This is a genomic window from Niastella caeni (genome assembly GCF_004834005.1).
Lineage (GTDB): Bacteria > Bacteroidota > Bacteroidia > Chitinophagales > Chitinophagaceae > Niastella > Niastella caeni.
Genome location: NZ_STFF01000015.1, coordinates 94,594 through 115,346, shown reverse-complemented (window position 1 = coordinate 115,346; position 20,753 = coordinate 94,594). Strand labels below are relative to the sequence as shown.

The window sequence follows — 20,753 nt, the reverse complement described above, 5'->3', positions numbered from 1 at the left end:
TATCCATTTTACCATTATGGCTTTATGATCTCTGTAAAAGTGGCATTTGTGCTGTTAGATGATAAAGACTATTTTTCAATTTGACTTTCAAAAACCTTGTAACAGTTATGCGATGTAAATGGTCCAACAAAAATTATCTTTTTAGTATACTTACTGTTTATTCTAATCCGCCACAGAGGCAACTTACTTATTGTTGTTTCCTTTGATATTATACCTTCACAGTCAACATCATTTTCACATAGATTAAATTTATTTGTTTCAATATAATACCATCCTGTAATTACTCGACCATCAGGAAAAGCCTTGAACGCTACAACCCTACCACATAGCAACCATAAAATCAACACAAGCAACAATGTTAGTACCTTCAGTGCGCTAAATTTTCGAAAAACCAATACTGTCACAAATAAATAACCAATACAAAACAATACAGAGGCCATATGATTAACATCTGATATATTAGATAGATAGGCTGCACTTTCTCTTGTAAATAATATTTTTATATCGCTCAAAAATATCATTATAGTTCCTACCAACATAGATAACGCAATAAGGATAATACTTGCTTTTACAATTACCTTCATAGCTTACATTATTTATAAGGTACAGAAAAATTTAAACCAGATGGAATAGTGCTGTTTTTTCTTGTGTCAGGACTAACCAATATTTTTCCATTTTCAACTAACGTAGACGATGTAGAACCGTCAAATGCTAAAACATTATTATATCCCTGACCAACCAATCTGTCTCTAATTTCGTCTAATGTAAAACCTTCTTGCCCGTTCTCTTGTGATACTATAATCCATACATTGGTTTTTGAATTAAATCCTAATATGGTCTTTCCGACTATTGCATCGTTTTGTCCTGCATAAACACCGTTACTTTTCTGAATCAGATATTTCCAATCTGCTGGATCAACCCAACCTTTAGGCCCAATCTTTTTTACACGTTCCGGAGCATTATCTGTAAAAACATTTTCTACTCCGAAATTCAATCCATTTATAACTATGGGAGTACCACCACCAATACCAAATGTTGCATCTTTAGGCACATTTCCATACCCAGTTGACCATGAGCCATCTTTGTTATGTGCAATATGGAAGGTTTGTTGAGCAGACCTGCCTGATACTACTGCACCGTGAGCAACATTTTGCCCTTGAGGAGTATAATCGCTAGTTGGTTGCGGAGTCCTGGCAGTCGCATAATCCCAATAATTATTAAAATCAAACATCTGTGTATTAATTGAAAAATCGTGGCGGGGAAAATCCTTGGTCGCTTCAGTAAAGTATTCAGTTGATTGTCGTTGTATAAATCTGAAATGAATATTTTTTAGGACAACAAAATATGTGTTCTTTTCTGTACTAATCTTTGCTTCTAAACCATCTAAGTCTATTGCAGCGATTGGCGTATTACTTGCGAACTGGTATGGGGTAAGCTCTGGGTATTTCTTCGTAAGAGGGTCAACAGACAAGAAGCGACCTAATGCAGGGGTATAAATTCTAAACCCATAATCATATGTAGTTGTTGAAGAGGTTTCATTATTTTGCTCTTTCCCATTAAACCCATATCTATATTTATTTCCATTAGCATACTTCCTTCCCTCCATACCCATACCAAACGGATAATAATCCGTTGCAGTTACTACATCAGCATCATAATAATCTACTGTGCTATTATCGCTGGTGTGTTGTAGCTTTTTATCGCCGATGGTGGCCAACACATTGCCCAGATGGTTGGTGAGCTCGTATACTTTTTCGTTTCGCGTAAATACCGATATACTGGCGGCGCCAAAACCCGTGGCCAGGCTTACCGTTGCAGGGGCCACCGTTTGTTTGGTAATTAACCCTAACCGGCTGCTGCCATACAAATGCAACTCGGCTTGCTGCAAGGTACCTGCCGATGGTTTTTCATACACACTCATCACATTGCCCGAAGCATCGCGCACATAGATGGTTGTTGTACTACCGGCCGATTTGGTAATGCGATTGCCCGCAGCATCGTAGGTATAACTGATGGTACTGCCATTTTTTACAAGGCCGGTCATTTTTCCATATACATTCCACGTAATGCCGGTAATGCCTTCCTTAAAATCTGTTTTTAAATTGCCTATGGCATCGTAGGTGTAGTTATTGCCGCTCTGCCCATCTATATCTTCTGCATAATTTGTTGCCGTAACGGTATCCTGCACATAATTCAACTGGTTAGTATTTGCATTATAGTTATAGGTCAGGGCATCCATTTCCAACGGCTTGCCAATACCAGGCGCACCTTTGCGATTGTAGGTTTTTATGTTGCCATTGGGATCGTAGGTCACCGCTTCCTTATAATCATTGATGGCAACCGCATTCCATGTATTGTTAACAGAATCGAATCCTTTATATGCTTGCATGCTAACCATGCGGTTCAACTGGTCGTAGCGGTAATTATACAACAATGGTAATGAGTTGGTGGCTGCGCCCCCTTTCGCCAACGCCCGGTTATTGATACTGATGGCGCCAATGTTACCATTGTATAATGATGATAATCCGGCAGCAGTACCCGGCCTTGCAAAGGCAGTTGTACCGCCAATGGGTTTGTAATCGGTCTCTGTACCGTTATTATCGTAGTAATGCAACGCATATCCCAAAACATCTCTTGCTACCACACTGTTGGTTCCGCCGGTATAACCGTCTTTACCAATATCAAATACGCCGGCGCCCACGCCTGTACTGTTCATGCCTTTCACCCATCCCTGCAAGGTAAATGCATAGTCCAAACCCTGTACCCGCAGTTGTCCCAACTCGGTACGGGCCAGTGGCCCATGTTTGTAATAATTATAAGCAGCATCCCGTTCCCACACTATTTTATCACGGCTCGATTCCACCGTCGTAAGCCTGTTTTCCGCATCATAAGAATACCTATGATAAAAGGCATCAACTCTGCCGGGCTGATAGCCTACGCTGTTTACTTTGCCGCTGACAAGATCATAATCGTATGCTATAAGTTTGAAGCGGTTATCGTTGCTGTTCATTTCGGCAATGCCCTTATAATCCTGTAACAGCGTATCTACATTGCCATGAACATCGTAGGTATAAAAAGTGGCCGTATAATGATCGGCATCCGTACCCAGGTTTTTGATGCCCATGTAGCTTACGCGGTTGCGCAGGTTTTGCTGGGTAATATAGGTAGCCAGCAGCGGCGGATACGCCACATCATATGCAGTAAAAGTGATCTGTTCCTTCGTTCCGCCATTGGTATTTATCCATGCAAACAAAGCGGCTGCATCCTGGCTGATGGTTTGTGTCATTGCCGTTGTTTGTGGCTTTTGTCCAACTTCGGTTATTCGGCCCAGTGCATCGTACATGGTATAGCTGTACTTACCTTCTACTGCCTGTTGCGCATTGCGGCTTACCGCCAGGCGTCCCAGCCTGTCGTACCAGAAGGAAGCCGTACCGGCATCCGGTGACTTTTGAGCCACGATCGATCCAAGGCTATTATACCGGTAGTCGGTAGCCAATACGTGTAAAGGAACAAGACTGGTATTAGTGGCCCTGGCATTTCTTACACTATCAATAAAACCAGTATTGAACCTGGGCCGCGCCCCTTTAGGCGGTACTGTTTTTACCAGGTTGCCCGCCATATCATAATAATACAGCGTATAGTGGTATTCTTTAGTAGAATAATCAACGGTGAACTGTTCAATACTTTTGGCCGCCATACACTTGGCGCGGTACATCTCTTCAAAGCCGGCCAGCAGCGCCGCCTTGCGGGCTATGTATATTTCATGCGCCCAGGCTATGGCCATGCTGGTAACCCTTTCACAGGGCGGTTCGGTAAGCCGTAATCCGGCTGTATCGGATGGTAAGGTAGTGCTACCGCAAACAACGGTTTGGGTAGCATTGGTATTACCGGCGTAATTTGCCAGGTTACAACCGGCTGCGACTGCGAGTTGCACATAATCCATCCAGTTATACTGGTAGCCGGTACGATAATTCAGAAACTTTTGGAAATAGATATTATCCCGAATGTTCGCCGGAGTGAGATCACTGCCTGTAAATACAGGTCCCGCGTTATAGGGTGAACCGGACTGCACTTTAAATTCCGCTACCAGGTTGCTTAACTGCGCGCAGGTAAGACAATTGCTGCTGGCAACAAATCCGCATTCCAGGAAAGCAGGCAGCGGTTGGGATACGTTTAACGGAAACGAGGTGATCTTCCAGCATACATTTTGGCGGCACTTAATATAACAGGTATTGATTATGTTAAACCGGGTGCAATTACAAGGTATGGTATCGGTACAACTATATGCCTTAGTGACCACCGTATCGGTACATACGGTTTTGCCAATGCTGGCACAATTCGCCGCCATGCTGTTATACAGGTCAACCGTAATGGTATCATTATAAGTTTGTTTCAAATAGCTGTTGAGGCCCTGTAGTGTGCTGCCATTACTCCCTGCGGCAGTAGCTTCACTTTGTAACCTGCTTAACCGGCTGCAGTGGCAGGAGTCGAAGGCTGTAATAAAATTTTCATTGCGGGGCGCATTATACGCATACGGTTTTGGAAATTCAATTACATAAGGATTGCATAAATTACTGGTGTCAATATTATATGTCTTGAATATATTGTAGATCACCTGTTCAAAACTGCGGGGTGTGCCGTCAACCGGCGCATCGGGCGGTACATTGGAAGCGCCATACGGATGTGATTCATTGGTTGCCTTCAAACAAATAGTGTTCATGGCAGCGGTGATCTGGTTCAGGATAGCTTCCTTATCTGCCCGCGCCGCCAGCACATCACATTGTAACAGGTTGCGCCGCCATTGCTGTATATAACTGCTGCAACGGCTTGCATATACATTGCTAATTGCAACGCCACCGGGGATTTTTGTAAGATCGGGCGTTGCATCCGGCGTAGCGGGGTACCACGACCAGTCGCTACCACCCTGCTCTGCCATCTGATTATAATTGGTGGGAAAATGTAGTTTATAACCCTGTTGTACCAGAAAACTACCATCCGACAAAGGCACATTCGCAGCTATGTATGCATTTACCTGGCTATCGCGAACAGCAGCATACAGGTCGCGGAACATTGCCCATACCTCATTTTTCTGACTGAAACTCAGGCTGCTTACCGGATGTGTCGTTTGCACCGTTCGGTAACAATTCTCTCTTTCAACCGGATGCACTATTTCTTTACAGAACACATTGCCGTAAGCCAGTTGCCAAAGACTGAAACCATTGCGGTAATTGCTGGTGATCTTGGTCACCATTTCGGCTTTATAGAAAGGCGACAGGGTATAAAAAGGGTCCGTTATATTAGCAGATGAAGTAAAAATGAACCCATTGGCAGCCGCCATATCATAAGTACCCGTATTACTGAAAGTGTTTATCCAGTTATAACTGTCAGCCAGTTGGGTTTCAGCAAACACCAGCCGGTCATACTCCGGGTGATGGGGAAGTAACGCATTGGCCCACGCATTTACAAATTGCTGGGAAAAATCAGCACTGCTAAGTGTTTGTAATTTTGTTAAAGTATTATCAGGATGTATTGCCGGATCAATAACATCATAGCTATTTCGGTAAAAATCCAGCAGCTTGCTGCTGTTCCAGGGCTTTTGATAAAAAGGGCGAGTTTCAGTACCGTCGGTTATAAAGATATTATACTTCAGGTACATGGAACCTGAACCGGTATCCCGCGCATACTGACCGCTGAAAGGAACCATATCGGCCAGCATCATCGACCGCTTCGTAGGCATGAGCTGTGAAGTGGTACCGCAAAGCTGGTTGCAATATGCTTTTGTGTTGTCGTACAAAGATCTGACCTCCGATTCAATGGCTGCCGTAACCGGATTGGGGTTACCAATAGTAGCCAAATACGTCGATCGGTAATTGTCGTAAGTACCCAGCTCATCGAGACAAGCCTGGCAGGTGTTGGCCGGCGGCGGATTATTACAGCCGGAAACGTTGATCAACACCGTTTTTATAGAATCTACCAACTGCTGTTCGGTTTTACACAAACCTTTGGTAATATAAAGGTCTTTGTAATATTGCAGGGAGCTTTCGCTGATGGTTAATGTTTTGCGAATGACATACGAACCGGGCAGCAGGGTTTGGCTGAACTGTACCAGGTTGTTTACCGCGCCCGTTGTATCATTTGTAAAAGAAGCGATGGCCGTATTGCAACTATCATCGGGCGCAACGCTTATGTTATTGAACTTTCTAACAACAGGCGCCAGATCACCCGATTCATCAATAATGGCTATCTCCAGGTTGTACAGGCAATCATAACAAATAGCTGTATTGGTACAGGAGGTCAACTGCAACGCCTGTGGCGTAAGCGCATACCGGAATGTATAAGCAGTGGTTGCAGGCACCAACAGGCTGTTAATGGATTCCAGGCTGTTGTTTTTTACCGTATTGGTGTTGTCGTTAAGCAGGTTGCGGGTGATAGGCGTACCAGCCTGGTTGGGATAATCGGCCGCGGTCAATGAAAGGGCCTGCATATTGGCGGGCGCATCACCGGCCAGGGCCGTAGCAATGGTACGGCCATGCATATCCACATAGCTGATGCTCATTTGCCCGTTGGCATCCTTCACCATGTTCTTGAAATAGTGGGCATGGTTGCCTACTTCGGTTCCAAACAAACCATCCAGCTCTTCCTGCGCCGGCGTTCCATAATAATATTTGGTTTCGCGCCCACTGCCCATTTTCAAAGCCGCCCCTACCCCGCTTTGCGCCATAATACGGCCGGTACCATCGGGCATGTAACGGGTTACACTATACGGATAGCCCTCCGCATCGGGTATATGTTTGTTTACACCCGTATTTAATTCAGCATTGGCAGCGCTATAGTAATTAGCTGCGCCAGACTCCGTATTCAGTTCGGGGGTGGTGCTGCCTGTAGTGCCAATAGGTTGCAGATCGAAATATTTCGCGGGGTCCTCGTTCAACGCCTGGACATTGAACCGGTTCAGGTTTTTGGCGTAGGCGATCACGGTGCTGATGCCCGGTACAGGTAATACCTGCACGGCAGGCCGTCCCTGCTCATCGTAAAATGTTTCGGCAGTGATAGTCGTATTGGTTACATTGTCCTTGCTAACGGTTTGCCGGTTACGCAACGAACCATCGAAATATTGTACGATGGTTTTTCGTTTGCCTTCTTCTGAAAAACTGGTAGTGCTTTGCCAGTTGAGAAATTCGTTATGCCCGTCAAAAGATTGCGATTGGGGCGGGCTCCAGGGACCATCGCTCCTGCTGCCGTTACCTTTTATATTAACTGCCCGTATCCTGCAATACAACCTGCCCTTACCACTATACAGCAAAGGGATCTTATACGTAGTGATGCCCGCCGGCAGATCGATGCGGGTGGCATTACGCTTGAACATCAGCGCTGTATTGAGCGCGCCGTTCACGAAATGCAGGGAATCCAAGCCGTTTTCCTGCCAGGTCCACTCCAGTTGCGTATGCGTATGTCCGGTATTGGCAGGCCACGACCAGGATACCGCCAATTCATCGGCGCCACCGGTAGGAGCTGTTGTAGAAAAGGTAGCCGGCTGCACATTCGTGCCCAGGTTGTAATACCTTGTTGCCCGCAATTCGTTTTGCAGCAGCAACAGGTTGCCGATATTGATGGAACCGACTGTAGCAGGCGTTACTTCCAGTACCGTGATCTTTACATACTCAGCCCCATCGAAATGAAAGTACCGGATAGCATTGTATGGGGCGCCCATCGCCCTGGTATAAGTAACCTGCAGGTCTTGTTGCGCAATGGTATTGAGCGAGGAGGACGAGTGCCCATATTCAATTTTCACTTTTACTGTTGCCGTAAAATCGGCCGGTATATAGCTGGGCGCTTCTTCAACTACCCGAAGCGAAATGATATTCTTAATAGTGTACCCCGACTGGGTACCTGAAGCAAAAGAAGTTGTTGCCGTTGCATTTTGCACCAATGACGTACCGGTAAGTTTGGCTACCAGCGGTGCATCTTCAATACCGGGACCACCAGACGCCCAAAGCGGCTGGTTACTACCCAGCAGTATCCCGGCCATCAGTAATACCGGCCATATAGTTGCTGATATAAAACGGTTTACTATGTTGCGCATTCGTTTCGGTTGTATTATTAATCTATATAGATTCCCTGATCGTATCATTGCTGCATGCTTCATTATCAAAAGTTCTTAATTCTCTGTTGTTGGGAACTCCTGGTTTCATTGATGGTTTTAACCCCTTCTTTTGTTTCGATCTTTGTGCGGATGAGTTCGCCTTCTTCATCATATTCATAAAACGTGGTGTAATTATTGGCATCCATTTCCGCCACCAGCCGCAGGTTCACCGGGTCATACGCATAGCTTTTCATATTGGCATTGAACGGATGAATACGGATATCATCAAAATACGTTGTGCCGCTGCTGCTATTGATAAGGTCCATGGTCATCAATGTAGCGTTCGCGGGCGCCGTAAAGTACCCTTCGTACCGTTGCCAGCCTTCTATAACAGGCCCAGCCGGTTTCAGCACAACGTTACCACTGCCGCCCGTATTAAATGATAGCTGTACCTGATTATGTGTATAGGCAGTATCGGCGCAGGGCACGCCGGCATCAGCATTACCACAGGTTTCCCGCACCCAGGCGCTGAACACCATTTTTTTACCCGCTGGTATACTGAATGTAGGGTTGAGCATGGAATCTTTGGCGTATATAGGTGTTGTATAAGAACAACCGCCCAGGGAACTATATTTTTTGTAGCCGGGATAAAAAAATCCATTTAACGAATAGCTAAAAGTGAGGTGCGGAGTAGGCCACTCACCAATTACAGGTATTTCACTGTCCAAAACCTGGTACATGACGTCGATCATGTAAATACCCTTACAGAGATTAAGTTGAAATCCTTTACCTGACATATAACCAGGGCCGCCATTGCGCGAACCTGCCTCCGGCGGCGGTTCGGTGTAAAAAAACTTACCGTACGACCCATCTATACTTGTTATGAAAGCGCTTGTATATGCAGTAAACATGAAATTACCCGAAGCAGCATACAGGCTTAAATTATAGGTACCAGATTGAGGAGCCTCAAAATATTGCGTTTTTCGCACAAACGCTTTGTACCCGTTTCCCGGAACCCTGCCAATCCTTAGATCCATTATGTCATACATTTTATCCCCAAAATAGCCATCCTGCATATCCCACCCATTTGGCCACGGACCCGGCTCATCCCTTTCAAAAGCAATAAAATTCTTTCCCGGTTCATTCAACACATCGGTGGTTTTAGTTCCAAACTGAAGCGTATAATCTTCCATTACAGAAGATCGCACACTGATCTCTTTAGAAGCTGTTTTACCGGCAGCAACCCCCAATACATACCTTCCGGTATGGGCGCTAAAAGGCAGGGCATCGGTATTATAGATCGTACTATTAGGAATATTCAATAGGTCCAGATGTCGTTGAGCGCAGGGATTGGTAGTGGGGGCGCCACTAACCGCGGCCTGATAATCGTAATCTTCAAACCCTTCATACAGCATTTCATTATGCCGGCTGTTGCTGGCAATAGCAATGGGTAACGTTTTATTATAACCGTATTGCGCGCCGGTGTAATGGCCCAGGGCATTCTTATTTTCCAATTCCATACCAACCGAATTAAACAGGGTGGCCTGCTCATTCCACACCCAACGTAAAGTATCGGCATCGGGCACCAGGTTGTTGCCGGCATCAAAATCCCAATACAATTTAAAATTGGCGAGAAATCCGTTCAACCGCAAATTGGTAGCGGTTGCCGGATCGGTTTCCGTTCTGTTGCCGTAAAATACCCGGCTGAGGACAGTTCTAAAATTCCCCAGCATTCCTTTGGTATACGGATTTAAATTCTTTTCAAAATAACCGTTGCAGTCCACTATTTCGCTGGCTGTACAGGTAGCTTCATCAAAAACCAGTTTTAGTTTTTTGAACATATCATTATCAGCCTGCCATTTTTCACGGCACTCCATAGCCGATGCCTGAATTACATTGCTGCTGCTGTTGATAGTGAGCTTACGGGTAGCAGCCGGTACGGGATCGTTCATTAAGGTTACAGCAGCCACCTGGCTGGTGAGCATATTCCGTTTGCCGCTGCGAACAATTCTGAAACCTACTTTATTGCGATTGATGAGATTTCCGTTTTCATCCATAAAGACCAGGTCTTTAACCGGTACGGTCAACGCTGTATTGTTCTTATTTAGATCCAGTACCCATATTTTAGAAGCTATTACGGAAGGCCCGCAATTAGAAGCGTCAACACCTGCATCACTTACATACAGCTCATCGCCGCTTTCAAACACCGATTGGTCAAAACCGGCTGTAACGAGCCTTCCATTATCAAAATTTATATCGGTATATACCGCATCTATGTTCCTGCTGGCGGGCCCCATACCACTGTAAGCCCAGTACGCGGGATACGTAACATTGTACACCGGTTTATCAAATTCATTGTTCGTGCGGGTAACCACCAACTGACCCGTTTCGGCATCATACACCAGGTTTTTGGTGCTTACCTGGCTGCCCTTGTCAATAACCACCACGCTATCCAGTACGCCATGGTAATTGATCACTTTGGTAGTAGTAACAGCCCGGTAAGTGTCTTCACTTTCACTTACAACAGGCCATATAAAGGGGAGCCATACTGTAATTATAAATACGAACATATCTACCTGGCCCTGTATTTCAAAGCTGGTGCTTTTTACAGAAAACTCGCGGGTGTCGGTCATCAGTTCCACATCGATACCCATGTTGCCTGCAGTTACTGCGCCGCCCTGCGATACAAAATCATATTTATCATCCAGCCCGCGAGCGCCTGTATTCCGATAAAAATTGGCTGTATAATTTAAACGGGTGTTATCATCATGCTCCGCATAAGACGCCTGCGATTTCAGTTTACCATGCATATCGTTGGTGGCTACCAAAAAGCCCTGCGACAGGGCGCGGCTATCGAATGCATATTTGGAGAAGAATTTTGTTAAAGAGGCCTTGTGCTCTTCTTTGTTTGAACCGGGATCTATGGGCGTGTGCTGATAGAAAACCGGGTAATCTTTGGCGGTATAAAACTCTGTTACCTGCTTGCCGATACCTGATCTTGACTTTTTCGTGCTATCGCCATGGTTGTCCTTTTTTGAACGCACGGTCACTTTGCTGTACCCTACCAGCGGCGCCGGGAAAAAGGCGTCGAGCATCGGCATTTCGATAGCGCCATAACTCGCAGGACCTAATGGCAGTTTATCCGACACCTGTACTATTGATTGGAAAGGATTTTCTTCGCTGCCTATCCCTGGTTCATAAGAAGCTACGCCGCTGCTGATGGTCCTTACTGCGCCATTGAATATTTCGGTGGTGGTGTAGTCGTACTGCTGCCGGTATTCCGATGTAAACTGACCGGTCATGGCCTGCCAGTTATCTTTCAGGGTCACCGATTTCACCCGGTGCCCGCCGCCATATCTGAACCCATCGGCATCATTCAGGCGAACGAAAGAATTAGCCGCTTGAATTGTTTGCGCTTTGCCCTGGCTGCGCAGGTACTTTATCAGGTCTTTAAAAGCGCCCTTCAAACCATCCAATAAACCATGTAACATTTCACCAATTTGCCGAAGCCCGCTGCTTTCACTCACGTCGTAACCCGGGAAAGCCTGCCCCGGAAGGCGTTCGCGCAAAAAATCCAGCGCAGCGAGCGTGAGTGGACTTAAACCGCTAACCCGTTCCATTTTTACCCAAATGCGTGTGGCATCGTAAACACCATAACCGGCAATGGTTGCATAGGCGGGAATGTATTCCATACCTTTCGGCATGTTCACGGCGATCTTAAAAGACAACTGCTGATGCCCTTCTAAATATTTCTGGTATACCTGTGCTTTGGTGCTACAGGGTTCCGGCACTTGTATAAATACATAATCATGCTCCATTATACTCATTACTTCCGGCGATGCCAGCATTCCGAAACCATAGAGTTTATCGGTAATGGTAGTACTATCGTGTCCCAGGCCGGCCAGTGTGAGCATATTACAGGCGCGACGATTTTGTACATAGGCATAATCATCGCTTTCGTAATTCACCTCTAACTGGGCGCCCGATGGCAGTAATATTTTTTTAAGCGACCAGGCGGCAGCATCCTCGTCGGCAGCACCTTTATCCTGCACGGCATAGGGATAATCAGCATTTTTCAAGCTGCCGGGATTGCGGCTGGCCGGTTTATAATTCCCCCAGCGATCACTGGCGTTAATGGCATAAGAAGGATTGCCACCACCAGGATTGGTATAGGCAAAAACATATTTACTTCTTTTAACGCTTTTCTGGCCATTAAAAGTAAACCAGATGCTGTCTAATGTAAGTTTACCCCCACCGCTGGTGTTATCCCGTGTACCGGCGCATAAATCATAACTGTAACCGAACCACACCGTTTTAACCGGGCGGGCGCCGGCAAGCCCATACTTTTTCAGATCTGCCTTACTGTACAGGTCAATCTTTTTTAACCGCTTTAATGAGTTGTCATTGGCTTTTACATCACTCAATTCATGGGCAGAACCTTTACCATCGCTCCTGCTTTCCAGCGTAAATAACGCGATCATGGTCTTTGATTCCACAGAATGCAAATACCAGGTCTCCCTCGTACCCCAGCTAAGTATCCCTTTGTCGTCCTTTGTTTCTGTGCGGTTACCTGCATTAAAATGAGCAATGGGCGTTGTACCCGAGGTAAGCGGCGTGCGCCATCTATAATGGGATTGCTGGGAATAATTGAATTTAATAGCTGTTCCCAGGTCGTCGTCGGTAATGCCATCATTACTGATATCCACATAATCCGGCGAAATAATACCCGACAGCAAAAAAGATTGTGCATAGGACGGGGTTTGCGTTACCTGCAAATACCCATCTTTGTTATTATTCAACGTGGTGGTTTCGCCTGTAGTAAATTCTACCCGGCCTGAATCTCCATCGCTTTTGTTAACAGAAAAAATAAAATCTTTTTGAATGATACTATAAACCGGCAAGCCGTACACGTATCTTTTTCCATCATCTTCTGTTACGGTGATCTGTGACAGGTGGTGCCTTTTACGGTAAAGATCAAAACGTGAAGTGGTGTAATACATCAGCGAATTACTGCCATCTAACACTGTGCTGCTGTTATAACTTTTTATACTTCTGTCGAGCCCAATGACATCAGCTTCTGCAGCCGTTAAAAAGGTAGTCACCTGTGTTCTTTTGGCGCGTGGCATCGATTCATTGGTTAGCTGGCTGGTAGTGCTTACCAGGCTGTTCGATGCGGAAAAGCGCTCAAGCTCCGGTTCAATGGTAGGCTTGGCATTGGAGCCGCCCAGTTTAAAACGAACAAGATCGGTGCCGCCTATTTTTGAAAGCTGACCGGCGTTCAATACAGTTGTTTCACCGGGATTACGGAAATATACATTCTCAACTGTTTGCCTTGCCTTTTGAAAAGTAAGGCCCTGGCGTAATTTATTGCCATTATCCCACTCACCAATAACTGTAGGCGTTTTAACCAGGTTGAAATTACCGCCATAGTGACCCGGTATACCCACATCGCCACCCGAACTTACATTCTTTTCACGTGAAGTAGTGATGTTATCGCGCACATACCCCAGGTCGTTACGATAAGCCCTGATGGTGCCGCCTGTTCCTTCACCCTGTATACTGAATACATCATACGTATACTGCGGCGCAGAAATAATCGGCGTATTAGGCGTTACTTCATTATCGTTCAACCGCGTAAAGTCCATCACTGCATGCGGATTGTTCACTGCTTCCTGGTAATACAGGTAACCTACCATTGGTTTGCGTTGAAGCGGAATGGCCTCCTCGGAGGTTTGACGATACACTTCAATTTCTGCAGAACCATACACTCCCCAGATACCACCGCCGATTTGAAAACGGGTTGCCCATGCTTCATTATTCAGCGGCATGCGCACCGCCGGTATATAGCTGGGTTTGGCAAAGCTGATGGAAGTTCCCAGCAAAGAAGCTCCCCGGGAATGACTGAGCGCTGCTTCGTTATTATTGATGCAGGCAACAGCTTTGTAGTTATGGCTCATTTGGTCGCTGATGGTCAAATCTTTTATCCCGCTTTTTGAATTATAGCTGGTGCCCAGCCTTACACCAAAGGACAGATCTTTGGCATTTTTAAAAGCGCCGGCTGTCAACGATACATTCGGCGAAATGGTGAGGCCGCCTCTTGAATTGATATTGGCCCCAATGCCAGCACCCATGCTAAGGGATGATTTTTCGGAACCAGCCTTACCGGCAATTTTAAAACTGGCGCCACCCTTCACACCAAGGTCCAATGCGGGCCCCAGGTAATTATTAAATGAAACGCCCATGGAAGCGCCCACTGAAATATTGAAAGTAGAATCAGCCTCCCCCTTGGCCTTCGCCTTTTTCTTTATGCCAACCAATTCCAGGTCGCCATTAATGCTTACCCCCCAGGTTTTGTTTGGCTTCATGCGTTGTGTTTGATATAGTTCATCTTCACCATTAAAATCATCAGGTACACCGCGCATATTACGATTGATCGATCCCGGATTGATATTCCAGCCCAACCCCACCCAACTTGCTTCCTGCTCCATGGTAATACCGCCGTTATAAAATATATTGATGGGGTAACCGCCCACATCCATTAACGGTATATTATAACTGAAATCACCGGTGAACAGGTTCACCATATTTCCTGTGCCCGCCGATTTAAAAGTGGACATCTCTGGCTGACTGGGCCCGCCAATATCTTCTTTTGTATCGGCAACCACTTTCGCTGTTGTAATGGGCGCTTTTATTGTTTGCAGTTCTGCAACTTTACGGGTAACCGGCCTTTTCATTTTTGAAATGCGGTCGTACCACGGTTGTTCCATTTTTTTCCCGGGAATGGATAAAGGGCCACTTACCCCCAGGTTTATACGATTTGCTGCACGGCTCCTTACCGGGAACAGCGTAAACAGGAACATACAAAAGAATACACTGGCAATAGGTTTTGAAAATTTTGCAGCGAGTAACTGGATCATAAATAGGTTTAATTAGCTTGGTTTGATATGCTGAAGGATGCGGAATGCGTATTGTTTTGCAGATCGGTGATCACTACGGTGTACACCTGCTGCGGCCGGAATTGCCTGTTTAAATTCAATTGCAGAAAATTATCTCCGTACACAATGGTTTGCTTTATCTCCTGCAACAGCTTACGTTCTGCATTGTATAACTGTACAACGGCGGCATGTTCTTTATCGAAAGAATAATATTTCAAATTCAGGTTATTACCTGTGATGTAATGCACACCCTGCCCATTGAGGTTATTATTGCTCAATGAAACATAGGCCACCGCGGTTGTTGCTGTTTTGGCAGAATCTTTTGCCACGCTGAATGTCCACACCTCCGTTGGGGCTGCATAGTTAAGCCCGTTGCGGGCTGTTACCTGCCAGGCGTAGGTTTTACCGGGCTGCAGGGTTGACCAGGTAGAAGGATACGTTTGAAAAGAAGCCTTTAACCGGCTGGTGGTATACAAAGGTGTATTGTACAAAATAGCTTCTGCCGGTGATTGCCCGGTTAATACTTCGGCTACACTAATATCATAATTAAGATCATCAAATAGTTGTACAGGTGCAGGCGGCGTCCACGTAAACTGCGGAACAGGATGTTGCAGTACCGATCTATCGGCCGGCGTGTTCAGCAATGGCGGGCTTAACGGGTTGATGTTTATCCGCACGCATTCATTGGCAACTGTCTCGGGCCCTTTTGTTCCATTGCGGGTGATGGTAAAGCAGGCGATGTAGGAACCGAGCGGTAAAAAATTCCCGGTCAACCCGGCCATTCCATAATCGTATTGAACCGGCTGTACGTCTTTATCGGTTATCATCTTTACGCCCTTACCTAACAGGATAGTTCGGGAACCGCCTGTCAATATCAACAACCCTGTTACTGCATCGCGCAAACTGATAGCAATAGTTGCTTCGAGCGTGGCATTGGTGTTATTCACAACAACCAGGTTCCATAATTGCTCTTTCCTGATCATGCCGGCCGGCGGTATGGTTACACTACAGCTAACCTGCGCCTGCATTAGGCAGGGAAGCAAAACAAATAATAAACTGATGTACTTCTTTACCATATCAGAAATTTTTAAACCACGACAACCGGCCTACCTCTACCGGGTACAGCGTTTGCCATATAGTGGGTAAATATGATTTTTCGTATTGCAACTGTAATGCGCCCAGTTTCTTCAGCGTCACTTCTACCCCGGCGCAACCGCCGCGATAAGTTTGCCCGCCTGCTATTTTATTGTATTTCACGCCTGCAGCTATACGTGCCCAGCTCAACAGGGAATATTCGCCGTTTACATCCAGCGTGTAAAACTGCATCTGTTCCTGGCTGGTGTACGTCCACGCACCCTGTACCTGAAACTGCGGGAACAATACGGTATGTGCAGCCATATAACTAATACCGTTATAGGCAATGAACCCTGAATCGGTGCCTTTATTGGAATACCGGTTATACATGAGTGATGACAGCATACGCACGCCGCCCAATGTATAATTATGCACGACCGAACCATTGAGTATGTAATAGACATTCTCCCGAATGCGTTCCTTGTTTATAATGTACAATTGCGAACCGGGATAATACCCTGCGCTTACTACCGGCCATTTGGGTATGCGCACCTGCGCCTGCAGGCTTTTAAAAACGGTGCTGGTCCTGAATGTTTTTTCGGAAAAGGGATTGATGAAATCGTTTTGCCGAAGCATGGCAATAAGGTTTATCCTGTTCCGCCAAAAAGGCTGCTCCATTTTTACCGACCAGGCTGTTTGATTGGTATTGTAGGTAAACAGGCTGAACGATTGAAAATATTCACCGGTTTTACGGTACAACCCGCTTAACCGGGTTCCTGTTCTTTGTATTGCCGTTTGCCCTTTTATGCTGATGCCCAAATTGGCATTGTCAGAAAACTGGAACAGGCTTTTCATGGCCTGGTTGTTTTGATAACTTCCGGATACCGGGATGGTAGTTTTGGCTACTTCGGCGCTGATGCCGGTGTTCTCATCTTTCTTCAGAATAGCTTCCAGGGCATACCCGGTAACATGGATGTAATCGGAAACCGTATCGGCAAACACACTTCCATAGTTATATTTTCTGCCGGTAAAAGCGCTTAGTATAATGGCTTTGCGCTCTATATCACCTATGCCTACACGGCCCATTAAAAAGTTTTGTCCCTTTTGCCGGGTATTTCTGCCCATAAAATCCCTGAAGCCATAATCAATTTTACCAATTGCCAGGGCGCCATAGAACCCATCATTGTATTCGAGGTTTAACCCGGTTAACGACACATTACTGGCGGTTAATTCAGAATAGTTAATCACCGACCTGCCAATGCCAATACTTTTTACATGAGATAAAAAATTGTCAAACCCTTTTTGTCGTTGGCTGTCCAGGCCATTTTCCCGTTCAATAGCGCGCAACTTTGCCGGGTTGGTGGTTGCATATATTTTTTGTTTTAACGCAACCAGCTTGTGGTTAAGCTGCTTGTTAAGGCTGTCGGCTTTATGCTGCAGAGAATGTATCTTTTGTTGCAGGCTGTCCAGTTCCGTTTTTTTCCGGCTGATGTATTTGGTATAGCTACTATCCACTGAAATACTTTTTTCAGCAGGCAGCTCCAATGCGATCCCTTTTTTATTGGGCCATCTTTTTTCGGGTAAATGAAAGGAAGCACCGGGCTGGTTATCAGCTTCCCTGTTTTTATAGTATTGGCGCTCTCTTTCTTCAACAATATGTTGCAGCACATCCCCACTGGCAAGCCAGCTTTTTAATCGGTTGTATTTGTCAAGCTCCTGCTGTAATGAAGCCGTCAATAAAGTAAGATCGGGCTGTTGAAACTGTTTAGCGCTTATCTTATCTAACAATCGTTGCTTCCCGTTCCGCGAAAAAGCCGCCTGATCGAACCGCATATTCACATCAAAAAAATTGCTGAACCAGGGCGAGTTACTGATACGGTTCGATAAATTAACCCGCAAGGGATACCTGTCCTTTACTACAATTTGCAAGCTCGTTTGCAGGGTATGCTGTTCAAAATTCCGCTGTGAAAAAGGAGTATCTACATACGACTGATGTAAAAAACTATACTGAACATTTCCATGAACGCTCAAAAATGGTTTACGCTTTTGAGAGGGAACAACATTCGACACAACAGCTTTTTCTTCCTTCAGTGCGGTGGTTGATTCCAAAGGCGGTGTAATATATCGGGTAAATGCAAACGCCTTACATACATCTTTAAATAAATGAAGAATAGTGTCGCCATTACGAGAATGAGGAAAGTGGGTAGTGTCGTTCTTTTTAAGTTGATTGTTGCGAATGGAAACTTCTAAACTAACTGACTGGGATTGTACCGCGCCGGCAGTAAGCAGGCAGCCGATTATTATATGCACACGCCGGCAGGCATGCCGGGGCATATTATTTTTCCCATGCAGTGACATAATTCTGGTTGTGGTAATGGTTGATTAGTTCGGGGCAAAAAAAGTGGATGTCCTTTTTGTCCTTCTTTAAAGAAAAGAAATATTTCAATCACCGATCACAGATTCATTCATAATAAAAACTAAAAAAATAAAAAATACCCAATTACAGGAGTTATTTAAAATCAATCAGGCGTATCTGTTACTGTTATAATCAAAAACGGCGCTCATTTACCTACTTATATTAGTAGGGTATATATTTTTTTACCGCCCCTCCCCAATAAACAAAAAGGGTGAGCCCGCCATTAAAGACAGACCCACCCTTTGGTATGCTCAATTAGTTGATTGCCCTGCTTAATTCGCTTCGAGCACCAGCGTTACTTTATTAAAATCTGCTGAAGCATTGATGATCTTCTTAAAGTCTTCGTACTGCGCTAACGGATAATGTATTTTCCGGTATTGCTCCATTACATGCACTTTAATGATATTACCTTCCTGTGTGTAAGAAGATTCAAAGCCCATGGTCACCTCATCATTCTCTTTATATACTTTATTAATTACAAGATCATTCAGGTTTTTTACCTTGTACCCTTCAGGAATAGTAAATTCGATGGTGCGTTCCAGCGCATGCGGATAGTTGACATCCATATCGAACTGGCGGGGTTTCTCCTGGTACATTTCAGCCTGGGGCCCGATGATCTCTCCCACTTTTACCAGTATTTTATTCCCGGCCTTCTCCACCAGCTCACTGGCATTTACCACCATGTCAAGTATAAATGGCTTGTTATCCTGGAAGTTTTCCATTTCCTTATTCTCTATCTTCGATGAAACAACCTGTTCGGAGCTGGTACCGAATTTCACCAGTTCTTTCAGGATCTGTTTTTGTCTGTCTTCCGAAGTGAAATTGAAACTGGTACGGTAATACACAGAAGAATAACCTGAATACAACTGCCGGCTGTTAACGATCAATGTATCGAGGGTTTTATTCAATTTGATCTTCGCTTCAATATTATTACCGCTTTGCACATAATCTTCTCCCTGTATAGGACGAATATCAGCAATGGCCGTAGCAAAATTGCCAATCATGGTTCCTTTACAAAAAACGCCGTTGCTGGCAACCCATAAAGGATGGATCAGCGGGTAACGAAACTCTATCAGGGTAGGCGCAATAAATTTCTTCAGCTTTGGAAAATAGATCACCTGGTTATCGCAGTTGTTCCAGTTCTCAAATGATTTATCTGCCGCAAAGTCATCCCGCGAACCGCACAGTACGAACTCGTGATTCACCGCAAGCTGTTTGAAAATGGCGCCATACAACCGCACAATACCGCGGTGACTGGAAATCTTATTTTTGATGACCCATTCAAGGTTCTCTGCATTGGCATCCCCGATATCTTCGCGGGTGCTGATATTCTTTTTCAGGTAATTCTCTACTGCTATCACGACACTCGCTTCATTTCCGCTATTCTTCCAACCGTTGCTATTGATAAGCCCGTCTACTTTTTTCAATTCCTTTTCAGAATACGTTGCATAAATGGAATAGGCTCTTTTAGCCAGTTCATTCCAGGTAAATAACCGGCCGGAGCCTTTGTTACTGGTATTGTACGACAATTTGTATTCTACCCGTTTCAGGTTGGCGGTATAGGTTGAATATTTTTCATCCTGCGCGCCGGGTATATTTTGCTGACGCGTGGTTACAAATCGCTTGGTGCCCAGGATGGTATCAACTGATGCATTTACCTGGTTATAGCCTTTTGTTTCGAAGATCAGGCGCGTAGGCGACACCACTTCTACCTGTGCATCCAGCACCGGGAAGGAGCGCTGCAATACATCGCGTCCAAAAAATGACGCATCCGTTTTATACGTATAATAATACTCCACTTCGCAACCTTTTACCAATCCCTCCATGGCGAAGATCTTGTACAACTGATCGTCTTCCTTCAGGTCTTTGATATTCTTCTTATCCAACGTAATAACATTACCGCCGGGCAATATGGTGCGGGCCTTGATATCAACAATATCGCCATTGTCGCTTACCGGCAGGTAGATCTTGTTATAACTTTCTATTCCCTTGTCATCATTTATATGAATGCGTGTATGGAATGTTTTATAGGCCACCAGGTCTTCTTTCTCATCAACAAATTCAATACGCCTTTTTTCAAAAAGGATAACTGCAGATTCATTGCTGTACTTAGTGTCTACGGTTTGTATAATTGCCTCACCGCCCCATTGTTCCTGTTCAATACCAGGTACGGTTTGGGTAAATGCTGGTACGCTACATACCAGGAAGCAGGCCGTTATTATTTGTTTATACACGTTTAACATGT

At 45.2% G+C, this 20,753-nt stretch carries 6 protein-coding genes; all 6 read right to left on the bottom strand.

The features are described from left to right. Nucleotides 1-68: 68 nt before the first annotated feature. A complete protein-coding gene (locus tag FAM09_RS29710; RefSeq protein WP_136580813.1) occupies nt 69-584 on the bottom strand; it encodes a hypothetical protein in 516 nt (171 codons plus the stop codon). A gap of 8 nt (nt 585-592) precedes the next feature. Beyond that, complete coding sequence (locus tag FAM09_RS29705) at nt 593-8,083, bottom strand: RHS repeat-associated core domain-containing protein (RefSeq protein ID WP_166437314.1); 7,491 nt, start codon at nt 8,081-8,083, stop codon at nt 593-595. 65 nt (nt 8,084-8,148) lie between these two features. After that, nucleotides 8,149-15,000 (bottom strand): hypothetical protein, encoded by a 6,852-nt coding sequence (locus FAM09_RS29700; protein ID WP_136580811.1) that lies wholly within the window; start codon nt 14,998-15,000, stop codon nt 8,149-8,151. A gap of 8 nt (nt 15,001-15,008) precedes the next feature. Beyond that, complete coding sequence (locus tag FAM09_RS29695; RefSeq protein ID WP_136580810.1) at nt 15,009-16,094, bottom strand: hypothetical protein; 1,086 nt, start codon at nt 16,092-16,094, stop codon at nt 15,009-15,011. Between the two features lies 1 nt (nt 16,095). Beyond that, nucleotides 16,096-18,450, bottom strand: coding sequence for a hypothetical protein (locus FAM09_RS29690; protein WP_136580809.1), 2,355 nt, complete (start codon nt 18,448-18,450; stop codon nt 16,096-16,098). 330 nt (nt 18,451-18,780) lie between these two features. Beyond that, complete coding sequence (locus FAM09_RS29685) at nt 18,781-20,751, bottom strand: DUF3857 domain-containing protein (protein WP_166437313.1); 1,971 nt, start codon at nt 20,749-20,751, stop codon at nt 18,781-18,783. Nucleotides 20,752-20,753: the final 2 nt, after the last annotated feature.